This is a genomic window from Streptomyces sp. NPDC001922 (genome assembly GCF_042891165.1).
Taxonomy (GTDB): domain Bacteria; phylum Actinomycetota; class Actinomycetes; order Streptomycetales; family Streptomycetaceae; genus Streptomyces.
Genome location: NZ_JBIASV010000008.1, coordinates 82,531 through 100,840 on the forward strand (window position 1 = coordinate 82,531; position 18,310 = coordinate 100,840).

The 18,310-nt window shown below is 66.2% G+C and carries 16 protein-coding genes and 1 pseudogene; 9 read left to right on the plus strand and 8 right to left on the minus strand.

Features of this window, described 5'->3' with window-relative positions; genetic code table 11:
- Nucleotides 1–40 precede the first annotated feature (40 nt).
- Both mshA and ACFYYR_RS16205 read left to right on the plus strand, forming a co-directional pair.
- On the plus strand, nt 41–1,420 hold the full coding sequence (mshA, locus tag ACFYYR_RS16200) for a D-inositol-3-phosphate glycosyltransferase (RefSeq protein ID WP_388852759.1): 1,380 nt from the start codon (nt 41–43) through the stop codon (nt 1,418–1,420).
- The gene (locus ACFYYR_RS16205) at nt 1,413–1,931 is read left to right on the plus strand and encodes a YbjN domain-containing protein (protein ID WP_388852762.1); all 519 of its coding nucleotides are present in this window, start codon (nt 1,413–1,415) and stop codon (nt 1,929–1,931) included. Before mshA ends, ACFYYR_RS16205 begins: the two co-directional genes overlap by 8 nt.
- 1 nt (nt 1,932) lies before the next feature.
- On the opposite strand, the gene ACFYYR_RS16210 is transcribed toward ACFYYR_RS16205, so the two are convergent.
- Entirely contained in the window at nt 1,933–3,240 is a 1,308-nt protein-coding gene (locus tag ACFYYR_RS16210) for an MDR family MFS transporter (protein ID WP_388852765.1), read from the minus strand.
- A 177-nt stretch (nt 3,241–3,417) separates the two neighbouring features.
- Here ACFYYR_RS16210 and ACFYYR_RS16215 point away from each other — a divergent pair, with 177 nt between their 5' ends.
- A complete protein-coding gene (locus tag ACFYYR_RS16215) occupies nt 3,418–4,179 on the plus strand; it encodes a phosphoglyceromutase (protein ID WP_388852768.1) in 762 nt (253 codons plus the stop codon).
- A gap of 479 nt (nt 4,180–4,658) precedes the next feature.
- Here the strand turns inward: ACFYYR_RS16215 and ACFYYR_RS16220 are convergent, their stop codons facing one another.
- Nucleotides 4,659–6,812, minus strand: coding sequence for a hypothetical protein (locus ACFYYR_RS16220; protein WP_388852771.1), 2,154 nt, complete (start codon nt 6,810–6,812; stop codon nt 4,659–4,661).
- A gap of 128 nt (nt 6,813–6,940) precedes the next feature.
- The gene (locus tag ACFYYR_RS16225; protein WP_388852774.1) at nt 6,941–7,726 is read right to left on the minus strand and encodes a GntR family transcriptional regulator; all 786 of its coding nucleotides are present in this window, start codon (nt 7,724–7,726) and stop codon (nt 6,941–6,943) included.
- Between the two features lie 107 nt (nt 7,727–7,833).
- On the opposite strand from ACFYYR_RS16225, the gene ACFYYR_RS16230 reads away from it, so the two are divergent.
- The 3 genes and pseudogenes from ACFYYR_RS16230 to ACFYYR_RS16240 all read left to right on the plus strand — a co-directional run bounded on the left by ACFYYR_RS16230 (nt 7,834) and on the right by ACFYYR_RS16240 (nt 9,095).
- Nucleotides 7,834–8,241, plus strand: a complete 408-nt coding sequence (locus ACFYYR_RS16230) for an NUDIX hydrolase (RefSeq protein WP_388853527.1) — start codon at nt 7,834–7,836, stop codon at nt 8,239–8,241.
- A 46-nt stretch (nt 8,242–8,287) separates the two neighbouring features.
- Nucleotides 8,288–8,716 (plus strand): ATP-binding protein, encoded by a 429-nt coding sequence (locus ACFYYR_RS16235; protein WP_388852777.1) that lies wholly within the window; start codon nt 8,288–8,290, stop codon nt 8,714–8,716.
- A pseudogene (locus tag ACFYYR_RS16240) lies at nt 8,710–9,095 on the plus strand (hypothetical protein). The gene ACFYYR_RS16235 and the pseudogene ACFYYR_RS16240 overlap by 7 nt, the downstream one beginning before the upstream one ends.
- Before the next feature lie 345 nt (nt 9,096–9,440).
- Here ACFYYR_RS16240 and ACFYYR_RS16245 read toward each other — a convergent pair.
- Both ACFYYR_RS16245 and ACFYYR_RS16250 read right to left on the minus strand, forming a co-directional pair.
- Nucleotides 9,441–10,229, minus strand: a complete 789-nt coding sequence (locus ACFYYR_RS16245; protein WP_388852780.1) for a hypothetical protein — start codon at nt 10,227–10,229, stop codon at nt 9,441–9,443.
- Between the two features lie 12 nt (nt 10,230–10,241).
- Nucleotides 10,242–11,720: an RNA-directed DNA polymerase gene (locus ACFYYR_RS16250; RefSeq protein WP_388852783.1), complete on the minus strand. Its 1,479-nt coding sequence runs from the start codon at nt 11,718–11,720 to the stop codon at nt 10,242–10,244.
- A 964-nt stretch (nt 11,721–12,684) separates the two neighbouring features.
- On the opposite strand from ACFYYR_RS16250, the gene ACFYYR_RS16255 reads away from it, so the two are divergent.
- Entirely contained in the window at nt 12,685–13,056 is a 372-nt protein-coding gene (locus ACFYYR_RS16255; RefSeq protein ID WP_388852786.1) for a GIY-YIG nuclease family protein, read from the plus strand.
- A gap of 104 nt (nt 13,057–13,160) precedes the next feature.
- Here the strand turns inward: ACFYYR_RS16255 and ACFYYR_RS16260 are convergent, their stop codons facing one another.
- The 3 genes from ACFYYR_RS16260 to phoU all read right to left on the minus strand — a co-directional run bounded on the left by ACFYYR_RS16260 (nt 13,161) and on the right by phoU (nt 15,981).
- Nucleotides 13,161–13,790: a VanZ family protein gene (locus ACFYYR_RS16260; RefSeq protein ID WP_388852789.1), complete on the minus strand. Its 630-nt coding sequence runs from the start codon at nt 13,788–13,790 to the stop codon at nt 13,161–13,163.
- Nucleotides 13,791–13,907: 117 nt separating this feature from the next.
- Nucleotides 13,908–14,303 (minus strand): hypothetical protein, encoded by a 396-nt coding sequence (locus tag ACFYYR_RS16265; RefSeq protein WP_388852792.1) that lies wholly within the window; start codon nt 14,301–14,303, stop codon nt 13,908–13,910.
- A 1,000-nt stretch (nt 14,304–15,303) separates the two neighbouring features.
- Nucleotides 15,304–15,981 (minus strand): phosphate signaling complex protein PhoU, encoded by a 678-nt coding sequence (gene phoU, locus ACFYYR_RS16270; protein WP_351512287.1) that lies wholly within the window; start codon nt 15,979–15,981, stop codon nt 15,304–15,306.
- Nucleotides 15,982–16,259: 278 nt separating this feature from the next.
- Between phoU and ACFYYR_RS16275 the strand changes: the two genes are divergently transcribed.
- Nucleotides 16,260–17,561, plus strand: a complete 1,302-nt coding sequence (locus ACFYYR_RS16275) for a sensor histidine kinase (protein WP_388852795.1) — start codon at nt 16,260–16,262, stop codon at nt 17,559–17,561.
- Entirely contained in the window at nt 17,558–18,238 is a 681-nt protein-coding gene (locus ACFYYR_RS16280; protein ID WP_351512291.1) for a response regulator transcription factor, read from the plus strand. Before ACFYYR_RS16275 ends, ACFYYR_RS16280 begins: the two co-directional genes overlap by 4 nt.
- Nucleotides 18,239–18,310 lie beyond the last annotated feature (72 nt).

The following is an 18,310-nucleotide window of genomic DNA, read 5'->3' on the forward strand; positions in this document are numbered from 1 at the left end:
CGATGGGGAGGTCCGCTCCCGCCTAAGGAGGTCTCGCGAGGTGAGCCAGTACGTGTCCCGTCTCGGTGCGCTCCGTGGCCGTTCCCATGGCCCGCTGGTGACTCCGCCCCGGCTGAGGCTGCCCGGCACCGCGCCGCGGCGCCCGCGCCGGGTCGCCATGCTCAGCGTGCACACCTCGCCGCTGCACCAGCCCGGCACCGGGGACGCCGGCGGCATGAACGTCTACATCGTCGAGCTCGCCCGGCGCCTGGCCGCGATCAACATCGAGGTCGAGATCTTCACCCGGGCGACCACCGGCACGCTCCCGCCCTCGGTCGAGCTGGCCCCCGGGGTGCTTGTCCGGCACGTGGACGCCGGCCCCTACGAGGGCCTGGCCAAGGAGGACCTGCCCGCCCAGCTCTGCGCCTTCACCCACGGCGTGATGCAGGCGTGGGCGGGCCACCGCCCCGGCCACTACGACCTCGTCCACTCCCACTACTGGCTCTCCGGCCACGTCGGCTGGCTCGCCGCCGAGCGCTGGGGCGTCCCCCTGGTGCACGCCATGCACACCATGGCGAAGGTCAAGAACGCCGCGCTCGCCGCGGGCGACACCCCCGAGCCGCCGGCCCGGGTGATCGGCGAGACCCAGATAGTCCGCGCGGCCGACCGGCTGGTGGCGAACACCGCCGAGGAGGCCGACGAGCTCGTCCGCCACTACGACGCGGCGGCCGGCAAGGTCGCCGTCGTCCACCCCGGGGTGAACCTGGAGCGCTTCCGGCCCGACCCCACCGGTGTCACCGAGAGCCGGGCCGCCGCCCGCGCCCGCCTGGGGCTGCCGCAGGACGCGCTGATCCCCCTCTTCGCCGGCCGGATACAGCCGCTCAAGGCCCCCGACGTCCTGCTCCGCGCGGTCGCCGCCCTGCTGGAGGAGCAGCCGCAGCTGCGGGAACGCCTGGTGGTGCCGATCGTCGGCGGACCGAGCGGCAGCGGCCTCGCCAAGCCCGAGGGGCTGCAGAAACTGGCGGCCCGGCTGGGCATCTGCGATGTGGTCCGGTTCCGGCCGCCCGTCGGCCAGGAGCAGCTCGCGGACTGGTTCCGGGCGGCGTCCGTGCTGGTCATGCCCTCCTACAGCGAGTCCTTCGGCCTGGTCGCCATCGAGGCGCAGGCCTGTGGCACCCCGGTCGTCGCCGCGTCGGTCGGCGGCCTGCCGGTCGCGGTCCGGGACGGGGAGAGCGGCTTCCTCGTCGACGGCCACGACCCGCGCGACTACGCGCGGGCGCTGCGCCGCTTCAGCGACGACCCGTCCCTCGCGGACCGGATGGGGGCGGCCGCCGCCCGGCACGCCCAGGCCTTCGGCTGGGACGCGTCCGCGGCGTCGACCGCCGAGGTGTACACGGCGGCGATGCAGGAACGGCGTCGTCTACGCTCACTGCATGGCTGACGCTGCTCACGCTGAACTGGACGCCCGGAAGACCGTCGAGCGGACCCTCACCGAGGCGGAACTCGAGTGGGAGAACCCGAGCGACGGCACGTACGTCGTGAAGCTGCCCGGCACCCGGAAGCTGTCGACGACCTGCTCCCTGGTGATCGGCCGGCACTCGCTGTCGGTCAACGCCTTCGTCGTCCGGCACCCGGACGAGAACGAGGCCGCCGTGCACCGCTGGCTGCTGGAGCGCAACACCCGCCTCTACGGCGTGAGTTACGCGATCGACCGGCTCGGCGACATCTACCTGGTGGGCAAGCTGCCGCTGGCCTCGGTCAGCGCTGACGAACTGGACCGCCTCCTCGGCACGGTGCTGGAGCACGCGGACGGCAGCTTCAACACCCTGCTGGAGATGGGCTTCGCCACGGCGATCCGCAAGGAGTACGCGTGGCGCACGGCCCGCGGGGAGTCCACCCGGAACCTGGAGGCGTTCACCCATCTGACGGGTGAGCAGCGCCCGTCGGACTGAGCTACCGCTCCCCGGCCGCCTGCCGTTCCCCGGCCTCCAGCGACTCCGCGCCCTTCTTCTCCGGCTCCCCCTTCTCCTCCGTTACGAGAAGGGCGGGCCGGTCGTCCGGCAGGCGCCGCATCAGCAGGCCGTAGCCGACGGCGGCCACCGTCCCCACGACCGCGCTCGCGTACCACAGCGTGTCGGGACCGAAGCGGTCGATGACGAAGCCGCTCACCAGCGGCGCCACCAGAGCGGCGGTCGACCACGACAGGACGACCATGCCCTGGTAGCGGCCACGCCCATGGGTGGGGGAGAGCCGGACGACCAGCCCCATCTGCGTCGGAGCGTTGATGACCTCGCCGAGCGTCCAGACGCAGACGGCCAGCGTGTACAGCGCGACGGACCCCGCGAAGGCCGTCAGCCCGAAGCCGTACCCGATGAGCAGGGAGGCGAGAATCAGCAGGCGGGCCGGGTCGCGGTGCTCGATGAAGCGGGTCACCGGAATCTGCAGGACCACGATCAGCACGCCGTTCACGGCCGCCACCAGGCCGTAGTCGCTGCTGGAGAAGCCCTGCGCGCCCATCGTGACGGGGAGGGCGACGAAGGCCTGCTGGAACACGGTCGCGATCAGGAACGACAGCCCGACGACGCCCATGAACCGGTAGTCGCGCAGCACCGAGCCCAGCCCGATCTCGGCCTCCGCCGCCGTCGAGCCGTCGCCCCTGCCCCGTTCCGGACGGGTCTCCGGGAGCTTCACGAAGACGACGACCGCGCAGGCCGCCGTCATCGTCGCCTCGCCCAGGAAGAGCAGCAGATAGCCGTGGGCGGCGAGCAGTCCGGCCGCGGAGGACGACACCGCGAACCCGAGATTGATCGCCCAGTAGTTGAGGGAGAAGGCCCGCACCCGGTCCTCGGGGGCGACGATGTCGGCCATCATCGCCTGCGTCGCCGGCCGGGAGGCGTTGCTGGTCACGCCGACGAGACAGGCCACGGCGGCGATCGCGGCCGGATGTTCCATGAAGCCGAGCAGGGCCACCGAGCAGGCGGTGCCGATCTGCGAGACCAGCAGGGTGGGCCGCCGGCCCAGCCGGTCGGCGAGCACGCCACCGACGAGGGACGAGACCGCGCCACCGAGCCCGTGCAGCGCCGCGACCAGCCCCGCGTACGAGGCCGAGTAGCCCCGATCGACTGTCAGATACATGGCAAGGAAGGTGGCGACAAAGGCGCCCAGCCGGTTGACCAGCGTGGCGGTCCACAGCCACCAGAAGGCCCGGGGCAGACCCGAGACACTCTCCGTCGCGGCACGCTTCAGACTGGCGACGGACAAGCAGGCCCCCCGGCTCCGTAAGTGGTCAATACCCCGAACGCAGCTTACGGATCATGGGGCGGAAACCGCCATGGATTTTCGGCCCCGCACGCCGACGGCCCCGTACTCCAGGGCCCTCCCGGTCCACCAGTCGGGCGGTCGTACTGCGTCCGAATCCCGTCGATTAGGCTCGGCGCCATGGCCGACGCACCGTACAAGCTGATCCTCCTCCGCCACGGCGAGAGCGAGTGGAACGCGAAGAACCTGTTCACCGGCTGGGTGGACGTGAACCTGACCGAGAAGGGCGAGAAGGAGGCGGTCCGCGGCGGTGAGCTGCTCAAGGACGCCGGCCTGCTCCCCGACATCGTCCACACCTCCCTCCAGAAGCGCGCGATCCGCACCGCGCAGCTCGCCCTGGAGTCGGCCGACCGGCTCTGGATCCCGGTCCACCGCTCCTGGCGCCTGAACGAGCGGCACTACGGCGCGCTCCAGGGCAAGGACAAGGCGCAGACCCTGGCCGAGTTCGGCGAGGAGCAGTTCATGCTCTGGCGCCGCTCGTACGACACCCCGCCGCCCGTGCTGGAGGACGGCACCGAGTGGTCGCAGAGCGACGACCCCCGCTACGCCACGATCCCGCCGGAGCTCCGCCCGCGCACCGAGTGCCTCCAGGACGTCGTCGTCCGCATGCTGCCGTACTGGTACGACGGCATCGTCCCGGACCTCCTCACCGGCCGCACGGTCCTGGTCGCCGCCCACGGCAACAGCCTGCGCGCCCTGGTCAAGCACCTCGACGGCATCTCCGACGAGGACATCTCCGGCCTGAACATCCCCACCGGCATCCCGCTCGCCTACGAGCTGGACGCCGACTTCCGCCCCGTGAAGCCGGGCGGCACGTACCTGGACCCGGACGCGGCGAAGGCCGCGATCGAGGCCGTGAAGAACCAGGGCAAGAAGAAGTAGCGCTTGTGATCATGCCTCCCACCTGCGCATACGGCGTGGGCGGGAGGCATTTTCGTGCGGTGGAACCTCTCTTGAACCTCAGGAACTCGCATCAAGGGGCGCTTGATCTCCACAGGCGGGAACCGCTTGATGTGCTCCTTCAACGCCCCTCGCCAGGACGGAAAGTCAGTTGCGAGAGCCTTCTTGTTTAGCAACAACTGACCGTGGCGCGAACGTACACGGGGCAGGACCTAGAGGGCCGGTCCCTTGATTGGGCGGGGGAACCAGCCTTTCCAGCGGGCGCCCAATGGCTTCGGCTGGACGCGTGGACCAACAACAAAGGGCTTCAGCAGTACCTGCACCGTCCGCGAGAGGAGGCGGTGAACAAAGGCCAGACGTCTTTGGTTGGATGCTCAGCGTCTCATAGGTGCGGCTTTGGGTTCGAAGATGAGATGCCAGCTGCGAAGCCCTGACCAGGTGCGGCCTTCGGCTCCTCAACGTCACGGTCGTCCCAAGCGCACGGAGAGTATTGCGTTCAATTGTGACGAAACCTTGACAAGTAGGCGATCAAAGAAGCCAAGATGCTTCCGCCCTGTGGGGAAAGACAGAGATTCCTTGATTGCCTGAGGATCACATGCCTTTCTGCTCGATTCCTCCGGTGCCAGCAGTGCCACCACGGCCAGAGCGCGGATTACTAGTGCGGCCGTTTGCTTGTCAACGCCTTGCAGGAATCCATGCGCCCCAAGGTTGCGAAGGTTGCGTCCCGGTGTCAAGAGTAGAGCGCGTATGAAGGAAGACCAGTCAGGGTCGAAACCATACTTGTCAAGTAGCGGAAGCATGGTGCCCAGGCCTGGGAATTGCCCTAGTGACTTATCCTCTTCGACTCGATAGATTGGTTCATCGAGCAGCAGTAGAAGCGATCGGACAGCAGCTTCAATTCTCGGCATGGCCGATTGGGCGCAAGAAATGTAGTCGCGTCCCCAGTAGAGCAGTAGGCTCTCTGCGAGTGACGTGCAAAGTCCAGGATCTGACCCATACCGTTCCACGAGCCACGCGGCAAGATCCCCGGTCTGGGGGATCACGTGCGTACCCGCTATCCGATCCAAGGCTGCCGAAAGAATGCGCCCCTGCATTCCCATACCTATGGTCTCGACGCTGTTGATTTGATATTGCAGCTTTTCACTCTCCGTGCCATAGGACTTTTGCGGCAGGCCGTGCGCGCCGTAAGTCGCCGTACCCATTATCTTGTGAGTTAGCGAGTTCTCGATAACGCGCTTAGCTGTCTTTTCGTTTTCCTTGCGCGATCCGGTGGGGGATGGGGTAGCGAAAAATCGAATAAGCGCGTCGGTAAGATGAGGCTGATCGAAAACTCGCAGGTAGGATTCAACATCGCTCGGGCGTATCGTTGAGGCAGTCCTGATGGTCATCCATTGAAACGTTGAAGGATCGATCGCTTGCAGTTGTCTCACGCATTCGCGATGGATATCTTCCAGGTGGAACTTCCGCGCGAATTTAGCAGCTTGTTGCAGCCAGTGAGTCTTCGCGTGTCCTTCTGTTGCCTGCTCGGCCGCTTCGAGTAGATTTGATGCGGCTTTTCGCAGTGCGAGATCTATCAGCTCGTTGTCGTTCAGGCAGTCACGTGCCATGTAGGCGAGTTGCATGGAAAGGTGGTCTGCCTTGTATCGGTCGAGTGCGGAAAAAAGGAAATCAACCGCCTCGGTGGGTACGCCTGCCTGCTTTGCCCCCTTCTTCTCCTTGAGTCGACCTTCTAGGAGGCATCGAAGAATCGGGAGTGCGACGCCAGGAGCCGATGCGTCGGCTCTCAACGTGCTCTCGGTGAGACTTATCATGGCTTGTTCGACTGAAGGTTCAAGATCCCTCAATCCGAGGGGACGCAGAATTGACCAGGCCCGCACCAGCATCGTGCCCTTATTGAGCTGGCTGAATTCTCCGTTCTGTGCAGCTACGTAGGCTTCCACGGCCCGGCGTGCATAGATGTGAGGCTTGGGATATCGAGCACAGAATAGTAGGTCTGCCAGAAGCCCTTGAATTTCAGGTTGGATGCATTCGGCTAGGAGCTTGTTCCATAGCTTCAGAGTTTCCGGTCCAGCCGCTCTAATAGGACGCGGCCAGAAATGTGCCTCTCCGGTTTCGCTAAGAGGTTCAAGGGTCGCACCTGGCTTCGATCCGGGACCCCGCTCCAGGTCGAAGCGATAATAGAAGGTTGAAGCGACCTCCCTGATCTCGGCTTGAATTTTCGGGTCCTCTTGCCCAGGCTCACTGAAAATGCTACTGGCGATTTCGTGATGACTTGTAGCGGTGTCATGTGCTCGCGTTACCCATTCACGAATAATGTCAATTCGCTCTTGATTGTAAGAGAAATCAACGGGCCCTGCCGCTCGTTCATCGCTGGGAACGCTATCCATCAGGCGCTGCCCCCCCCTGAATAGATCGATCAGCCGCGACCTGCTCGGCTGCTGTCCTTCTAACTCATCGTCGCTCGAATAGTCTGCCTGAACAGGGATGCGGCTGACGGCGAGTTTTGCTGGAGCGCCGCGGTTCAACCCATGGCCTGTGCTACTGGGGGCGGTAGGGGGAACTGCGGCTTCGTCGGTTGCGGGCCCTTCTGACGTCACGGCGAGTTCGGTGAACATGCCCCTGACCTGCGTGCTCGGCGGGTGGGGGCTCGTTGCTGCGCTGGCACCTGGACCGTCAGGTGCGGTCCGAGGTGCGCCGAAGGCGAGGTGGCGAGCCACGAAGACCTCGCCTCGCGCACCGCGGATCAGTCCGCCGGAAGCCGGTAGGAGAGGACATACGCGTCCGCCGCCATGACCGTGTCGCATACCTCCACGGCCCGCCCCGCGGTGTCGAAGGCGGTACGGACCAGGTGGATCACCGGCACACCAGGGGCCAGCTGCAACGTCCTGACCTCGGATGGGGAGGGCATCCGGGCCCGGATCTCCTCCTCGAAGTGGTCGAGCCGGTGACCCAGCTCCTCGAGGCGGGCGTAGATGCCGCCGGGTCCGGGGTTGGGGTCCGCGATCGGCGTACCGCGGGCGATGTCGAGCGGAAGGTACGACGTGGCGAACTCGACCGGCCGCCCGTCGAGCAGATAGCGGCGACGCCGGGCGAGCACGCGCCGCACGGAACCGAGCCGCGTGGACGTGTCCTGGCTCGCCTTCTCCTCCTTGACCTCCAGGCTGTCGACCTGCGGATGGCCGCCGGCGGCATCGGCCTCCACCATGAACGCGGACTTCCCCTCCTCGCGATGGCGCCGGGCGAACCGGTCGGAGGCGAGCCGCCGCACGGGCGGCCGGGGCCGGACGAAGACGCCCTTGCCGTGCTCGGCGTGCACCAGGCCCTCACCTTGGAGGACGGAGAAGGAGTTCCGGACGGTCATCCGGGAAACGCCGTAGTGCTCCACCAGTTCGGCTTCGGAGGGCAGCTTCTCGCCCTCCTTGAATCGCCCACGGCCGATGGCCTCGCGCAACTGGTCGGCGATCTGCCGGAAGACCGCACGGTCACTGGTCGGGTCGAGGCCGTCGAGAACGCTCGGTAGAGACGCCACGCGTACTCCTTTAGATATCTAGACGAGTGGGTGAGTGGTGTTGCTACGGTGTGGAGCCTAGCCAGCCGAGAGGGCCGAGGAACGTGAGCACAGAACGCCCGCACTCCGTGAGCGTTGCCGGGGTCATCGTCGACAACCACGGCCGGGCCCTCCTGATCAAGCGCCGCGACAACGGCCACTGGGAACCCCCGGGCGGAGTCCTCGAACGCGAGGAAACCCTCCCCGAGGCCCTGCAACGCGAAGTCCTCGAAGAAACCGGCATCAAGATCGCGCTTCCCGCGACCCTGACCGGCGTCTACAAGAACATGGCGGGCCTGATCGTCTCCCTCGTCTTCCGCTGCCAGGCGGCCGACGGCACTCCCACCACGGGGGACGAGACCCGCGCACTGCGCTGGGCCACCCGCGAAGAAGTGAGCGAACTCGCCGACGAGGCATACGCGATCCGCGTCCTGGACGCACTCGACGCGGCGTCCCCGCCGGCCATCCGCGCCCACGACGGCGTACGACTCGTCTAGAACGAACCCGCTGCACATGGCGGCCTACCTGAACGAAGGAACTTGTATGCACGAGTATATGAGTCAACCCAGGGTCTGGGGGCTCAGTTGCCCAGGATTTCCGGAAGAGGTCAGCAGAGCCCGCCGCTGGACCCGCGACATCCTGCGAGGCTCGCCGTTAGCGGAGGACGCCGAGCTGATCGTCAGCGAGCTGAGCGCGAACGCAATCCTCCACACCGTCAGCGGCCGGGCATCCGGCAGCTTCCATCTGGCCCTCGCGGTCTCCCCTCGGGTGATCGCCCTGTCCGTCACGGACGATGGAGGCACGGGTGAGGCACCGAAGATCGAGCACCGGAACCAGGAAGCGGAACACGGCCGGGGGCTCGGCATGGTCAGCGCGCTGGCCCACCGAGTCGTAGTTCGCAGCACGCGGCGCGGCCACACGATCACCGCGGAACTCTTCACGGACACCCGACCGGGAGCCCACCCGTGCTGATCGACAGGCCCCCCGCGGCTACTGGTGCGAGTGCTGGACGGAACGCCTCGGGGAACCGGCGGAGAGGCCGCCCTTTCACGTCTCCTTCGACGCGTACTCGGCACCCCAGGCGGACAGATGGGTAGCCGTCGCCCTCCGCACCATCTCCCCGGCTCTCGACTCCGACACCTCGGACGAGGCATGGGCGTGGCTCTACCACGGCCGCAACGAAACGAGGCGCGCCCTACTGCGCCAGCAACCGTCCACGGTGACCATCACCCACGCCGCCACCCGCATCACCTGGACCATCCGCCCAGTGATCTTCCTGCCACTCGCGCATCGGCAGGGCGCCGAACTCCCAGCCTGCACACACGGCTTCAAGCTCCACTTCACAGACTGAGCTGCACCTTCCTCTATCAGTTCAAGGCGGTTCGCTCCGCTTGCCACGCGCGGCCCGGCCCCGGTCGGGTCTGCGCTCCGGTCCCCGCCCCGCTCCAGCCCAGCCGGCGCCCCGTGCCGCGCTCACAGCAATCAGCCGCCTGACGCCAGAAAAGGGGTACGTCGTGGCTGGGGCGGTCGGCTCCACGGCTTTACGGAGCCACTTTGGCGCGAGTCTCGAACATCATGGTCTCAACGTCGTGCTTTACCGGGCAGGTCCACAGACTGCCCGACGCGCCGGAAGCTTACGGGGCCATGATCACTCGCGCCAAAGCAGCGCCACCCCCAACCCGCTCCGCCGATGTCGTCACAGGATCCGTTGACTGTGCGCCGAGATCTCAATGGCCTGAGGCTGTCCCGCGATGGCACCGCGACGTTTGATCTGCTGCGAGGAGACCCACACGATGTCCGGATGGCCAGTGGCAGCCAGCTGACGCAGTGCGTCCTCTTGCTCTTGATTCGGCACAAGCTCATAAACGTCCGCCACTAGAATCTCCAGCGATTCAGCCCACGGACTGTAGCGAATCCGATCTACCTCTCGCCCGAGATAATTATGCATAATATTCGGGAATTTGTCTAGCGGTATAATTCCAGTGGCAAGCAACTCTTCTTGGAACTCTCGCCAAGGGGAATCCTCGCGACCTTGTCGAGATTCGAACCATCGGAAAAACTGAAATATCTTCTTTCCTGGAACTCGTACGCGTAGATCGTTATAGCTCACGGAATCAAGAGGGATCAAGTCATCGTCCGTGACCCCCATGGCAGAAAGCGTTGCGTTCCCCCGAGGCGAAACCTTATGCACCCCGCCCACCGGCTGGAACTGAGTGCGGTACCGCGATCCTCGGATCAGTAGGTACTTTCCGTCAACGTAGATTTTGAACAGGTACGAGGTTGAGACGCGAATGGAACGGTTGCGATAGCGCAGTGAATACCAAAGGTGCCTAACACTCCCCCAGTTCTGTGCTATCTCGTCAACCACTGGCACAAACAGACCGACACTGAGGCCAGCCGTCATATTGACGACGGTTGAGTTAGTGATAAAAAAGCTGGCTACTCCTGATGAAATCGCCAGGAGTGCGTAGACAGTAAGCCGCAACAAGGAATTCTCCTAGCGAGGTAGGGGCACTACGGGATCGCCGAGGAGGTAACGACTCACCCACACAAGTCTGGAATTGGATTGCGCCAGTCTCTCAAGTAGCGGGCGGGAGACTGAACGGGCTTCGTACATCGCGACAAGCAGCGCACGTCGAACATTTACATCGGATTCGTGCTCGAACTCACGGCGCAGGAGCTGCCCGTCAGCAATCGTACTTACCCTTCCGAGGTATCGAGCAGCAAATTCGCGAGGGAGGCTCGACTTATTCTTGTTCTGAAGTATCGTCCAGGCTGCATCTCGGATGTCGGGTGAGTTGATTCTCTGGCGCGTAGCGGCCTGGAGTATGCGCTGTTCTAGGCTGTCGTACTTGTGATCGGCGGCTTGCCGCATCGTGGATACGTAGGCCCTGGTGACTGCATGCAAGCGCTCAGGGAAGCACTCAAGGTATCTGATTATCTCGACCACCAAATGGTGGCTCTCCTTGAGGTGCCGCAGGGCCCAGGGGAGGGCGCGATCATCTTTCAAGTTTCCCATGCGGAAGAGGGCGAACTTAACATCTCGATCTAACTGCTTCCCTGTGATTGCTTCGAGAAATAGTTTATAGAGCCTTTCGTCGGCTCCGATTTCACCGATCTTTAGCCCATAGTTGATCGCGTCCTTTTCTAGGTCCTCAAGTTGCGAACGTGCGTTCTCCTCGTCATGGATGCTGGTTTTAGTCATAGACATAGAGAGGCGACGCGAGCGCAGAATGGCATTTATTTCAAGCAGGGCGCTCCGGAGAGACTCCCTCTCTGTGTCGAATATCATCATGTCGTCCGAGTAGCGCAGGTACTCGAAATCCGACCTGTGAACGAACTCATCCACGGGCAGGAGATAAAGATTGGCCAAAATTGCTGAAGAGTCTGGCCCCTGCGGTATTCCCCAAGCATGGCTCGAAGACTGGAACATTCGGAGATAGGTAATTAGGCTCTCGGTCACCCGAGGGGATGCGCCCGTGGATTGGATATCAATTGCCAGCGTATCGATGTCGATATGCTCGTAAAATGAAACGACATCGGTCCGGGCCAGCTGAAACGGAGTTTCCGTCACCAACCGCACACCGTGTTTTTGCATGGAAACCCACGAGTTGACAGGCGACCAGAAAGACTTGCCGTTGTCGCCCCATCTTGCGCTGTAAACGCTCTCGCGAAGCTGCGCCTCAACTAGCTCGGCAATGGAGAAGACGAGCGTATCGTAAACGAGACGATCATGGGCTGTCAGGCGGGCAATCGGCCGAACGGCGACGGTATTTTTGGGGAGATCTAGAACCTCGACATAGTCGGGGCCGACTTGGCCGCTTCGGAGTGCGGTTACAACATTTTTGCGAACATCAAACCAGGAGGCATTTATGTCTGCCCAATTGATGATGTCGGGTATCTCTGACCGTCCTCGTCCATGAAACAGGCGAGTCCACGCCTCATCGAGATAAGCAAAGAATGGGCGGCGGTTCATGTCTCTTGTTGCTCCCCCTAGCCGGCGCCACCGACGCGCGAACACATAGCGTAATAGAAGAGGGAGCTGAGTGACAGTCTCAGTTGAGTGCGCCTGCCTGGCTTCCTGAGGTCAAGGGGCGGCGAGTTGCTGGCGTCGGTGATAAGCCGCGTGCCAGACGCTTGCCAGATCGTGCGGGGAACCACGGGGAACATCGGGAAGTCGCCGAACTGCCTACCAAGCCTCGACTCGCTCACGCCGCAGCTCAGCATTACTCCACGCTCAGAGAACGTGGCTGAGGCCAGTGGGGCGCAACGAGGCACACGCGCGCCTGGGTGGTCGGCGGACTCACCGTCGTGGCGGGCTGTCGTTGGCTCAGGTTCAGACGGGGCCATCGAAGGTGCCGGCCGTCAGTCGAGCGGGCCGGAGCTGGGCCGTCTCTGGGCCGTCCGAGGCCGCTCAACAGCGGCCGATGACGACCAACGACGACCACCAGGCACACGATCCCACCGCCCCTGACCTGCAAAAAACAGCTCACCAAGATCCCCGGCAAGACCCAGGGCAAGAAGAAGTAGCCCCCCGCTCTGAGCCCCCTGCCTGCGGTTTTCCCGCGGGTGGGGGGCTTGTTGCTGCGCTGGGACCTGGACCGTCAGGTGCGGTCCGAGGTGCGCCGAAGGCGAGGTGAGAGAACAACGGGGATCACAGCAGCGACCAACCCCGGCTTCGAGACCACGCCACCACAGTCCAGGGATGTTCTGTCAGCGTCGACCAGTAGCCTGCGACGATCAGCCGTGTCACGCCTGGAGGCTTCGTGGAAGCTACCGCTCTCGTCCGTCCCGATCGGTTGTGGTCGGCGCAGGAGGTCTTGGCGCGTCCGAGCCCTGTCCCGGCGGCCGCAGGGGTCTACGGGTGGCACTTCATACAGCCGCTGCACCCAGACCTGGGCGCTGGGCGTCTGCTCTACGTCGGGATAGCCCCGCGGAACATGGCGAACCGGACCAGCACGCAGAACCTGCGCAAGCGGGTGCGCTACCACTACCGGGGCAACGCGGCCGGCTCGACGCTGCGGCTCACCCTCGGATGTCTGCTCGGACTTGAGCTGCGCCGCGTGGGCAGCGGCAAGCGGATGACCTTCGGCAAGGCTGGCGAAGCCACCCTGAGTCAGTGGATGGCGGACAATGCGCGGGTGTGCTGGATCGAGCAGAGCGAACCCTGGGAGCTGGAGTCGCAGCTCATCTCTCAGCTCGACCTCCCGATGAACCTCGACCAAAACCGCCACAACGCGTTTCACAGTCGCCTGAAGGAGCTACGGGCCCAAGCGCGCCAGCAGGCACGGGAATTGCCCATCAGCTTGTAGGCCGTCGAACAGTTTCCGAGCCGTTGTCCGGGCCGGCCGTGGGCCGTCCGAGGCCGCGCAACGGTGGTCAACGACCGCTCTCTTCGGGCGTCGCTCTCTCGGCGCTACTGCTTCTCGGTGCCGCTCATCTCGGCGCTGCGCAGACGCGGAGACGGCCCGCGCCGCACCCCCGACGGGCTCAACCTTCCCACCGCGTACAGCGCCCCCCTGGCCGCCGCGACGCCGAGCACGGCGCCGACCGTGTTGAACAGCAGGTCGTCGACGTCCACGGTCCGGCCGGCAGCCATCACGAACTGGATCGTCTCGATCGCGGTGCTCAGCAGCAGGCACAGCGCGACGACTCTGCCCGCCGATCGTCCCGGTGCGGAGAAGGTCAGCAGCGACGCCAGGGGGACGAACATGGCGGCGTTGGCGATCTGGAGACGGACGATCATGTCCCGTTCCTCCGCGAAGAGTGCGGCGCCGCCTTCGCCGGTGGGCGTCCAGAGGCCCTCACCGGGCGTCCAGAAGATGTCATGGCCCCCGGTGCCGAGCGGTTGAGTCGGCATGATCGTCGCGGCCAGGACCAGGACGGTCCAGGCCGCGAGCATCGCATTGACTCCCTTGACTCCCCGGTTCGCCGCGCAGCCGTCCGAGCGGTGGTGCCACCACGCCGCAGTCGCCGACAGCGCCACGACCGCCGCGACGAACAGCGCGACGGTCGCGGGGTTGATGTACAGAACGACTTGCCACATGGAGCTCTCCAGATCGACGCCACCCGCCTGATCCGCCGCGGCCCGAGTGTTCCCTCGGGCCGCGGCGGATGCCGGATCGTCCGGCGGCCCTTCAGGGATCAGTCGGCCCTTCAGGGATCAGGGGCAGCGCCACTTCGTGAAATAGATGTCGCGCTTGTACTCCATCACTCCGCGGACGCACTCGTGCCGGGAGATGTGGTGTCGCTTGCTCAGTTTCGCGTAGCCGTTACGGGTCTTCTTCGAGCCGAACCACAGTGGGAACGCAATGATGCGGTCGGTCTTCCGCTGCGAACCGAGCTTGACCGTGATCTCACCCCGCGCTCCGCTCCGCCAGTACAAGGTGGAGAACCGGAAGGTGCCCGAGGTGCCGGTGCGTCCCCTGACGCAGAGCTGTCCGTTGCTGAGGTCTCCGCAACCGGCAGGGGTCGCGCTTGCCGGAGGGGCGGTCGCCAGGGTGGTGCCCAATAAGGCGGCAACCGCCACCGAGATGCCGAGTGAATGCCTGAGGTTCATGGTCCCCCTTGGTGAGGCCCGGGACTTGGTGAGGCCCGGGACCGGCCATGACGCAGCGGACGCGGTCGAGCGTCCCGTGCACTCGGCATCCTGTCCGGGCCCCTCCGGGAGTGCTCCGGATTCCGCCCCGGCATCACCCGAATGTCCGAGCGGCTCCGCACCGCACGGTGAACGTGGACCCAGGCGTCCGAACGCGGACGCCTGGCGTCGACGTGGGCCTCACAACGCACAGACCCGGCCGGGGTCTGCCCGGCCGGGCCCTCTGTGCTCGGTGGTCCACCGGAGAAGGGAGCAGGCCCGGTGGAGTCGCGCTGAAAAGGAGTCGGTGGAACCGCGGATCGGTGGAGCTCAGGTCGTACGGGTCAGCCGCAGGACCCGCCGCACTGGCAGGCACCGCCACTCTGACAACCGCAGCTGCAGCCGGGGCCGCAGCCGCAGGAGCCCAGGACGGGCACCGGTACCTCGACCAGGCGTGGTGCCCGGTCGTGCGGCTTCTGTTCGCGGGAGGGAACGGGGCGGATGGATTCGGCCATGGGATCCTCCTCGAAGGCAGTGAGCCTGCCGCACACTCCACACCGCCGTCCGCGGGCGCATCAACGGCGCGCGGAAGCACAGCGGCCCCCACTGGCCCCGCCAGACACCGCCCCACCAGGCACGACGAGCAGGGCGCCCCTGGTCGGGCCACGGGCGCCGGCACGGCGGCAGGAGTCGGCAGGAGTTGGCAGGAGAGAGCCCGGGCGAGGACCAGCCGCCCTCGCCCGGGCTCTCTCTCCGGGGCCCTGATCAGCCCCGGGACGAGGACCGGAACCAGCCCCCACGACCGGCCCGGCCCCCAAGATCAGGCCCTCAAGATCAGGCCCTCAAGATCAGGCCCGCAATCAGGCCCCGCACCGAGGCCCCGCAATCAGGCCCCGCACGGAGACCTCGCAAACGGGCCTCGCCATCAGGCCCCGCAACCGAGCCCGGGGATCAGCCCCGCAATCAGGTCCGAGGCCAGGAATCAGGCCCCCTCCACCGGCGTCACCGGCAGGATCTCGTCCGCGTGCTCGCCGGTCACCAGGTAGACGACCCGCTTGGCCACGGACACCGCGTGGTCGGCGAAGCGCTCGTAGTAGCGGCCGAGCAGCGTCACGTCGACGGCCGTCTCGATGCCGTGCTTCCAGCGGTCGTCCATCAGGTGCTGGAAGAGCGTGCGGTGCAGCAGGTCCATCGCGTCGTCGTCCTGCTCCAGCTGGAGCGCCAGGTCCACGTCCTTGGTGATGATCACCTCGGCGGCCTTGGCCATCAGCCGCTGCGCGAGCTGGCCCATCTCCAGAATCGTGGCGTGCAGGTCGGACGGTACGGCCGAGTCCGGGAAGCGGAGCCGCGCCAGCTTCGCGACGTGCTGGGCGAGGTCGCCGGACCGCTCCAGGTCGGCGCTCATCCGCAGCGAGGTGACGACGATCCGCAGGTCGGTGGCGACCGGCTGCTGGCGCGCCAGCAGGGCGATCGCCCGCGCCTCCAGTTCGCGCTGGAGATCGTCCACCTTCTCGTCCCCGGCGATCACGCTCTCGGCGAGCTTGAGGTCCGCGTCGAGAATCGCCGTGGTGGCGCGGCCGATCGCGGAGCCGACGAGCCGGCCCATCTCGACCAGGCCTTCCCCGATCGAGTCGAGCTCCTCGTGGTATGCGTCCCGCATCGATTTCCTCATCTCATCGAACTGGCTGGTTCTCCCAGCATCCACGCTCCGGGGACAGTGCGTCCCGCATCAGCCGCCGGGATGAACCGGCCCCGACGTCACGGTGAACTCTTGGCAACGTACGCCCCGCCGCCCGGCGGCGGGTGACGACGGCCCGCTGACGCCCGTACGTCCGGGGTGAACCGGCCGCATCCTGGTGGTGAACTCTCGGCAACGTCTCACCGGGGGCGCCCTTCGATGGCTGTGGGCGGCTCTTGCCACCCGCTTAATCTGGACTCATGGACGTGAACGCGGCGGTTGCCGCAGCGGCAGCGATCGCCGGGGTCGGAACCGGTGTCGTAGCCATGCTGGCGTTCCGCTGGAGCGAGCGCGAGCAGGCGAAGCCCACGCGCAGCTCGCTGCACACGGACTCCGTGCTGCCCCCGGGGGTCGACACCGTGCTGTCCGTGCTCCGGTCCTCCGCCGTCGTGCTCGACGAGGGCGACAGCGTCGTCAAGGCCAGTTCGGCGGCATATGCCCTGGGCCTGGTCCGCGGCGGCAAGCTGGCCGTCGACCCGATGCTCCAGATGGCCCGGGACACCCGCCGGGACGGCGAGATACGGCAGGTCGAGCTGGATCTGCCGCGGCGCGGATCCGGCCGGGGCGAAGGCCTGGCGGTCTCCGCCAGAGTCGCCCCGCTCGGCTCCCGGCTGGTGCTGCTACTGGTCGAGGACCTCACCGAGGCCCGCCGCATAGAGGCCGTCCGCCGGGATTTCGTGGCCAATGTCAGCCACGAACTCAAGACCCCGGTGGGCGCGCTCTCCCTGCTCTCCGAGGCGGTCATGGACGCCTCGGACGACCCGGAGGCGGTCGACCGGTTCGCCGGCCGGATGCAGGTCGAGGCGACCCGGCTGAACAGCCTGGTGCAGGAGCTCATCGACCTCTCCCGGGTGCAGAACGACGATCCCCTCGAGGACGCCGAGCCGGTGCGGGTGGACGAACTGGTCGCGGAGGCGATCGACCGCTGCCGCCACCAGGCCGGCACCAAGCAGATCACCATGGCGGCCGGGGGGACGGCGGGCCTCCACGTGTGGGGCAACCGGGGACAGCTCGCCGCGGCCCTCGGCAACCTCGTCGAGAACGCGGTCAACTACAGCCCGGCCCGCACCCGCGTCGGCATAGCCGGGCGCCGGGTCAACGCGCCCGGCGGCTCCCCGGCCGGCGGCTCGGGGGCAATGATCGAGATCGCTGTGACCGACCAGGGCATCGGCATCTCCGACCGCGACAAGGACCGGATCTTCGAACGGTTCTACCGCGTCGACCCGGCGCGCTCGCGCGCCACCGGCGGGACCGGCCTCGGCCTCGCCATCGTCAAGCACGTGGCCGCCTCGCACGGCGGGGAGGTCACGGTGTGGAGCGCTGAGGGACAGGGCTCCACGTTCACCCTGCGGCTTCCGGAGGCAGGCCGCGAAAGGGACCGGGAGCGGACGGACCGCCACGACCGGACCCTGATCGAGCCGGACGACCTCGAAGACGAGGACCACCGGCCGTACGAGACCTTCACCGATGAACCACTTCCCGCCCCGGAGGTCCTTCCGTGACCCGAGTGCTCGTCGTCGAGGACGAGGAATCGTTCAGCGACGCATTGTCGTACATGCTCCGCAAGGAGGGCTTCGAGGTCGCCATCGCGGCAACCGGGCCCGAAGGGCTGGACGAGTTCGAACGCAATGGCGCCGACCTGGTGCTGCTCGACCTGATGCTGCCGGGCCTGCCCGGCACCGAGGTGTGCCGCCAGCTGCGCGGCCGCTCCAACGTCCCGGTGATCATGGTGACCGCCAAGGACAGCGAGATCGACAAGGTCGTCGGGCTCGAAATAGGAGCCGACGACTACGTGACCAAGCCGTTCTCCTCCCGCGAGCTGGTGGCCCGGATCCGGGCCGTGCTGCGGCGCCGCGGCGAGCCGGAGGAGGTCGTCCCGGCGGCCCTGGAGGCCGGCCCGGTACGGATGGACGTCGACCGGCACGTGGTCACCGTCGGCGGCGGCAAGGTGGACCTCCCGCTCAAGGAGTTCGACCTGCTGGAGATGCTGCTGCGGAACGCCGGCCGGGTGCTCACCCGGATGCAGCTGATCGACCGGGTGTGGGGTGCCGACTACGTCGGTGACACCAAGACCCTGGACGTCCATGTGAAGCGGCTGCGGGCCAAGATCGAGCCGGACCCGGGCGCGCCGCGCTATCTGGTCACGGTCCGCGGCCTGGGCTACAAGTTCGAGCCGTAAACCGTCCCGGCGGGGAGTCCCCAAACGGAGAACCCGGCCACGCGGTCCCGGCTGAGAACCCTTCAACGGGAA

Bases quoted from the DNA above. Each gene is read 5' to 3' on its own strand.
- ACFYYR_RS16215 (WP_388852768.1), top strand. From the start codon at position 3,418: ATGGCCGACGCACCGTACAAGCTGATCCTCCTCCGCCACGGCGAGAGC.
- ACFYYR_RS16250 (WP_388852783.1), bottom strand. From the start codon at position 11,720: ATGAACCGCCGCCCATTCTTTGCTTATCTCGATGAGGCGTGGACTCGC.
- ACFYYR_RS16275 (WP_388852795.1), top strand. From the start codon at position 16,260: ATGGACGTGAACGCGGCGGTTGCCGCAGCGGCAGCGATCGCCGGGGTC.
- ACFYYR_RS16265 (WP_388852792.1), bottom strand. From the start codon at position 14,303: ATGAACCTCAGGCATTCACTCGGCATCTCGGTGGCGGTTGCCGCCTTA.
- ACFYYR_RS16235 (WP_388852777.1), top strand. From the start codon at position 8,288: ATGCACGAGTATATGAGTCAACCCAGGGTCTGGGGGCTCAGTTGCCCA.
- ACFYYR_RS16260 (WP_388852789.1), bottom strand. From the start codon at position 13,790: ATGTGGCAAGTCGTTCTGTACATCAACCCCGCGACCGTCGCGCTGTTC.
- ACFYYR_RS16205 (WP_388852762.1), top strand. From the start codon at position 1,413: ATGGCTGACGCTGCTCACGCTGAACTGGACGCCCGGAAGACCGTCGAG.
- ACFYYR_RS16255 (WP_388852786.1), top strand. From the start codon at position 12,685: ATGGCGAACCGGACCAGCACGCAGAACCTGCGCAAGCGGGTGCGCTAC.
- ACFYYR_RS16220 (WP_388852771.1), bottom strand. From the start codon at position 6,812: ATGTTCACCGAACTCGCCGTGACGTCAGAAGGGCCCGCAACCGACGAA.
- phoU (WP_351512287.1), bottom strand. From the start codon at position 15,981: ATGCGGGACGCATACCACGAGGAGCTCGACTCGATCGGGGAAGGCCTG.